We start from the raw sequence: 5,890 nt of genomic DNA, 5'->3' as shown, positions 1-5,890 counted from the left end.
CCCCTTCCTGGCGGCCGGCGATCCCAATGCGTTCTTCACCCCGCCCGCCGCGCAGGTGGAGATCAAACGCAGCCCGGTCTCCAGCTACCACTTTCAGCCCGAGGATGGCGACGCCCACACCCTGCATTTTGCGTCGCCATTCACACCGAAAAATCCGGCCCTGAAAGATCGCTACCTGAATCACACCCGCAACGGCACCGCCTGGGCGCAACACTGGCGCCACCACGACGGCCCGCGCCCCACCCTGGTGATGATTCACGGATTCGTGGCCGACCCGTACTGGCTCAATACCCGCTGGCTGGCGCTGCCCTGGTTCTACAAGCAGGGCTTCGATGTGTTGCTTTACACCCTGCCTTTCCATGGCCGCCGCAAGAGCCGTTTCGCTCCGTTCAGCGGCGCCGAATTTTTCAGCCAGGGCATGGCTGCACTGAACGAAACCTTTGCCCACGCCATTCATGACCTGCGCCTGTTCATGCGGATGCTGCGCGAGCAAGGCTCACCCGCCATCGGCGCCACCGGCATTTCCCTGGGCGGTTACACCACCGGCCTGCTGGCGGCACTGGAAAAGGACCTGGCCTTTGCCATTCCCAATGTACCGCTGGTGAGCGTGATCGATTTGATGAAAAGCTGGTTCCCGATCAACCAGCAGGTGAAGCTGCTGAATCAGGTCTACGACACCAACACCGCCGGCCTTCGCGAAATTACCGCCCTGCATTCGCCGTTAACCTGGCCCTGCCAGGTACCACAAAGCGGGCGCATGATCATCGGTGGTGCCGGCGATCGCTTCGCGCCGCCCAAGCACAGCCACCTGCTGCGCCAACACTGGAATAATTGCGATGTGCACTGGTTCCCGGGCAACCACCTGCTGCACCTGGATCAGGGGCTATACCTGAAAGCCATGCGGGACTTTATGAAAGGCGCGCTGGCGGAACAAAAGGTGAAATTGAACGCGTAGGCGCCCCCCCCCCTGTAGGCGCTCCCTTCCAGGGGGCGAACCGTGCGTAGCACGGAATCGACCGAAGGGCGATAAGGCATTTCCGTGCTCGACAGGCCTCAAAAGAAAAGCCTCCCTCCGGTCGGCTCGCTGCGCGAGGTTCGTCCCCTGGAAGGGAACTCCTACAGCGGCTTCCTAGTGGGACTGATCAGCCTTCCTGCTTGTCGGCCCTGAACAGCGACGCCGTACCCGCACCACAGGAAACCACCGTTTTCATCATGCTCTCCACCCCGATTTCCGGATGCAACTCCACCAGAGACGCATCCAGATGGTAGATAAATCCGCTGGTAGGATTGGGGCCGGTGGGCACAAAAACGGTGACATGGCCATCCGCGTGGCGAGACGTGACCAGTGCGGTCACCGACACGTCCGTCTCCCTGCCATACAGCCAGACCCGTGCCACTTCACCACGGCTGAACGGGCTGTCCGCACTGCTGCCCATCAGCTGGGCAATCACTTCACGCACCGTGGTGTAACCGGGAAGACGTGTCATTACATGCTCTTCCCACTGCTGCCAGGCCCAGCTTCCCAGTCGCGTGGCGACCAGCGTGCCCACCAGAAAACACAGCACCAGCACCGCCAGCACCGACAACCAGTCCGCCACAAACTTGGGCAACCCGAAGGCGCTGATAAACACCGACGTAAACGGCGAAATCAGCTCGGTGACCGTCTGATAAATCCATTTAAAGAAGAACACGATAATGGAAATGGGCAGCAGAATGGTCAGCCCACCCAGCAGCGACTTGCGGATAAAGAACCAGATACGACTGGAACCTGTCATCGGTTTTCCCCTAAAGAATTAAAATGACGCAACACGCTAAAAAACCGGTGTTTTATACATGTTGCGTGGAGCATGTCGCGTGCCGCATCACTCATACCAGATGCGGTTGATAAACAGACAACGCTCTCCGGCCGGGGTTCGTACCTCCACCTCGTCATCCACCTGTTTCTTGAGCAAGGCCCGTGCCAGCGGCGCGTCGATGCTGATATAGCCTCTTGCCGCATCGGTTTCATCCGGCCCCACCAGCCGGTAGATTTCGGTCTCACCGGCGTCGTTTTCCAGTTCCACCCAGGCGCCAAAAAATACCCGGCTCTGGTCATCCGGCACCCGATCCACCACCGTCATGTCATCCAGGCGCTTGCTGAGAAAGCGCACACGCCGGTCAATTTCACGCAGCTGTTTCTTGCCGTAGATGTATTCCGCGTTCTCCGAGCGATCTCCCTGGGCCGCCGCCTCCTGCACCGCCTGGGTAACCACCGGACGCTTTTCCTTCCACAGATACTGCAGCTCATCGTTGAGCTTATGGTAGCCCTCCAAGGTAATGTACTTGGAGGCGGGAGTGCCCTTTGGTCGCCAGCGGCCCATGGGTTATACCTCGAAGATCCGGTGCAGCTCGCGCAGCCCCTTGAACTCCAGCGTATTGCCCGTGGGGTCCTGAACGAAAAAGGTGCCCTGCTCTGCCGGCTGCCCCACAAACCGCTCGCGGGGTTTAAGCAGAAACGGCCAGTCGTGCTCGTAAATTCGCTCCACCAGCATTTCCCAGGTGGCAAAATCCAGCACCACACCAAAATGCGGCATGGGCACCGGGTGGCCATCCACCTCACTGTAGCCCTGGATCGGCGTCAGATCTTCGCCTTTATGCAAAGAGAGCTGATGACCATGCAGGTCGATATCGATCCAGTTGGGCGCATCACGGCCTCGGCGCGCACCCAGCACCCGACAATAAAAGTCGGCGGCGTCTTCCAGGTCGTTTACCAAAAAGGCCAGATGAAAGGCCGGTTGTTTTTCCATCGTCTACCGCTCTTGCTAAACTCTCGTGAATCGGTCTGATGCAGACCGCGCTGCACGTTATGTTGCTGCCCCAACCCGGGCCAATTGCGAGTACCGAGTTTCGAGTTGCGAAAGGCAAACCCCGTTTGCGCGAATCCAGGTTTTCGCAACTCGAAACTCGGTACTCGAAACGTCTTTACTGGGTGTCCTGCCAGCTAACAGCAAGACGCATCCGCATCAGGCGCGCCCATATTACTAGAGGAACCCTGCGCATGTCTGTCACCCGAGCCCCCTGGCCTGCCACGCGTATGCGCCGCATGCGCCGCGATGATTTTTCCCGCCGGCTGATGCGCGAACATACCCTCACCGTGGACGATCTGATCTACCCGGTATTTGTGCTGGAAGGCAGCAACCAGACCGAAGCTGTGCCCTCCATGCCCGGAGTGGAACGCAAGAGTATCGACTTGCTGGTGGAAGAAACCCGCGAACTGGCGGAGCTGGGCGTCCCGGCCATGGCGCTGTTCCCGGTCACTCCGGCCGAGGTAAAGACCCTGGATGGCCGCGAAGCCTGGAACCCGGAAGGGCTTGCACAACGTGCGGTACGGGCCATCAAGGCGGCCGTGCCGGAAATGGGCGTGATCACCGATGGCGCACTGGACCCGTTCACCACTCACGGCCAGGACGGCATCATCGACGACAACGGCTATGTACTCAACGATGTCACCGTGGATGCCCTGGTCAAACAGGCCCTCTCCCACGCCGACGCCGGCGCTGACATGGTGGCCCCCTCCGACATGATGGACGGCCGCATCGGCGCCATCCGGGAAGCGCTGGAAAATCACGGCCATATCCACACCCGCATCATGGCCTACTCCGCCAAATACGCCAGCGCCTACTACGGTCCGTTCCGCGATGCCGTCGGCTCCGCAGGCAACCTGGGCAAGGCGGACAAGACCACCTACCAGATGGACCCGGCCAACGCCGACGAAGCCCTCCACGAAATCGCCCTGGACCTGGCGGAAGGTGCCGACGTGGTGATGGTGAAACCGGGCATGCCCTATCTGGATGTGGTGCGCCGGGTAAAAGACGAATTCAAGGTGCCGGTGTACGCCTACCAGGTGAGTGGCGAGTACGCTATGCACATGGCCGCCTTCCAGAATGGCTGGCTGGACCAGGACAAGGTGATGATGGAATCCCTGCTGGCCTTCAAGCGGGCCGGGGCCGACGGCATCCTGACCTACTTCGCCAAAGCGGCAGCGCAGAAACTGAAAGGCTAAGCGCCTGCTCATAAACTGACCAGCCGGGCAGACGCTATTGGCCTGCCCGGCCAATGCCATTTTCTTTCGTCCCATTACACTCCCCCGCGCTTTTGCTGATTCTGTTCTTATATTGGATCTCTGGCCCGAGGAGTGATTATTATGCGTACCCTGATGCTGGTACTGGGTCTTGCTGTGTCTGCCGTGGCCATCGCCGATGCCCGCGCACCCACCGCAGAAGAAATGGAACAACTGGATATCGTGCAGCAATCCTGGATTTTTCAGGGCTGAAGAAAGCCGATAAGCAGACACAAAAAAACCGGCGCAAGCGCCGGTTTTTTTATTTTCACGCTCTGATCAGAAGCGGTAGCGAGCATCGGCGGTCACCGTGCGGGTTTCACCGTAGCCACAGTCATACACTTGGGGACCCAACTGACCGCGGCACCAGGAGACGTATTCCTTGTCTGTCAGGTTGCGCACGTTGAGGCTGAAGTCCCAGTCACTGACAGCGTAACCGAGCATCGCGTCATACAGCGTGACAGAGGGAACCTTCGGGTTGGCCCCCACACCATCTGCATCGCCGGCATAATCAAAGCCCACATTGTCGCCCACATAACGCACACCGGCACCAAAGCGCAGACCATTTTCCAGTTCGTACTTACCCCAGGCAGAGGCCAGACGGTCGGCAAGGTACGGCAGACGCTCACCAGATTGGTCATCCACCACACGTTGGTCGGTGTAACTGGCCAGCAGCTCAAGATTCCCCAAGCGCTTCTTCACTTCCAGTTCCCAGCCCTCGGATTTAGCGCCGACCTGGTCAACGGTGTTGGGGCTGCTTCCCTGCACCACACGGTTGGTTTCTTCAATGTAGAAATAGGCTGCAGTGACAGAAAGATCACCCGAGTCGTTGAGGTATTTGAAACCGGCCTCTTGCTGCTCGCCAGTGGTGGCTGCAAGGCTGCTGCCATCGTTAGTCCCCAGATTCGGCACAAAGGCCTCGGAGTAACTCACATAGGGAGAGAGGCCAAAATCGAACTGGTACATCAAGCCAAGACGGCCGGTGGTTTCGCTGTCATCACTTTCATTGTTGTTATCGTTAACCACATAGACCTTGTTGGTGGACTCGTCGTGGCGCAGGGCGCCGGATACCACCACATTACCAATCTCCATATGGTCAATCAGGTACACGCCAGTTTGACGAATGGCGTTGTCATTGCGGTCCTCAGGTGTCAGTGCACTATAATCCACGTTGCCGTACACCGGATCATAGAGGTTGATTGGCGAGCCCAGGGTGGATTCATAGTTACCTTCCTCCCAGAGCGCATCCTGGTAATCCACCCCAATCGCGAGAGTGTGGTAAGTGCCGGCAAAACCGAAGTTACCTTCCATGCGAGCATCAAAGTTGCTGATGCTCGTTTCCCGGTCCGCCATATGGATGGTCCGATTCGTTGTCCCATCACTGGCAACCCCGGCTCCGATAGCCGCCCAGTGTTCGCGGGTTTCGGTCTCAGAACTGGAATGGCGGGCGGTCAGTGCCATGTTCCAATGGTCATTCAGGCGTTGATCTACAAACAGGGTCGCTTCATTCAGCCTGCGATCATAACGATCCCAACTTGGCTCCCCCACAAAGGTGTTAACCGGAATACCCCCTTTGACGCCCGGCAATAGCGTCCCCTCTGCGGGCAGGAACTGGGCAGAGATCCCGCCATTGTTCTCCTGGGTATTGATGAGCAGGGAGATGGTTGTGTTGTCCGTGGGCAGCCAGGTAAAGGAAGGCGCAAACAGGAAACCATTATCATCCACGTGATCAACCTGGGTGCCCACGGACAACACAACCATCTCCCTGCTCATCAATACCCAGGAGAACAA

7 protein-coding genes are annotated in these 5,890 nt (G+C 58.6%); 3 read left to right on the top strand and 4 right to left on the bottom strand.

All coding sequences use genetic code 11. The annotated features are described in order from the left end of the window. Nucleotides 1-955: alpha/beta hydrolase (locus tag A3754_RS27745; RefSeq protein WP_063520181.1), on the top strand; the 955-nt coding region annotated here is incomplete at its 5' end. Nucleotides 956-1,142: 187 nt separating this feature from the next. Here the strand turns inward: A3754_RS27745 and A3754_RS13960 are convergent. From A3754_RS13960 to A3754_RS13950, 3 genes are all read right to left on the bottom strand, one after another. Next, on the bottom strand, nt 1,143-1,775 hold the full coding sequence (locus tag A3754_RS13960; protein WP_063520180.1) for a DUF502 domain-containing protein: 633 nt from the start codon (nt 1,773-1,775) through the stop codon (nt 1,143-1,145). 87 nt (nt 1,776-1,862) lie between these two features. Continuing rightward, nucleotides 1,863-2,360 (bottom strand): transcription elongation factor GreB, encoded by a 498-nt coding sequence (gene greB, locus A3754_RS13955; protein WP_063520179.1) that lies wholly within the window; start codon nt 2,358-2,360, stop codon nt 1,863-1,865. 3 nt (nt 2,361-2,363) lie between these two features. Continuing rightward, on the bottom strand, nt 2,364-2,786 hold the full coding sequence (locus A3754_RS13950) for a VOC family protein (RefSeq protein ID WP_063520178.1): 423 nt from the start codon (nt 2,784-2,786) through the stop codon (nt 2,364-2,366). Nucleotides 2,787-3,037: 251 nt separating this feature from the next. Between A3754_RS13950 and hemB the strand changes: the two genes are divergently transcribed. Both hemB and A3754_RS28740 read left to right on the top strand, forming a co-directional pair. Continuing rightward, entirely contained in the window at nt 3,038-4,042 is a 1,005-nt protein-coding gene (hemB, locus tag A3754_RS13945; RefSeq protein WP_063520177.1) for a porphobilinogen synthase, read from the top strand. A 141-nt stretch (nt 4,043-4,183) separates the two neighbouring features. Continuing rightward, complete coding sequence (locus A3754_RS28740; RefSeq protein WP_255343071.1) at nt 4,184-4,312, top strand: hypothetical protein; 129 nt, start codon at nt 4,184-4,186, stop codon at nt 4,310-4,312. Between the two features lie 66 nt (nt 4,313-4,378). On the opposite strand, the gene A3754_RS13940 is transcribed toward A3754_RS28740, so the two are convergent. Beyond that, the coding region (locus tag A3754_RS13940) for a TonB-dependent siderophore receptor (RefSeq protein WP_063520176.1) at nt 4,379-5,890 on the bottom strand (1,512 nt) is incomplete at its 5' end.

Source organism: Alcanivorax sp. HI0083 (assembly GCF_001635175.1).
Note: the sequence above shows the minus strand (reverse complement) of the source record. Positions and strands in the feature narration are given on the sequence as shown.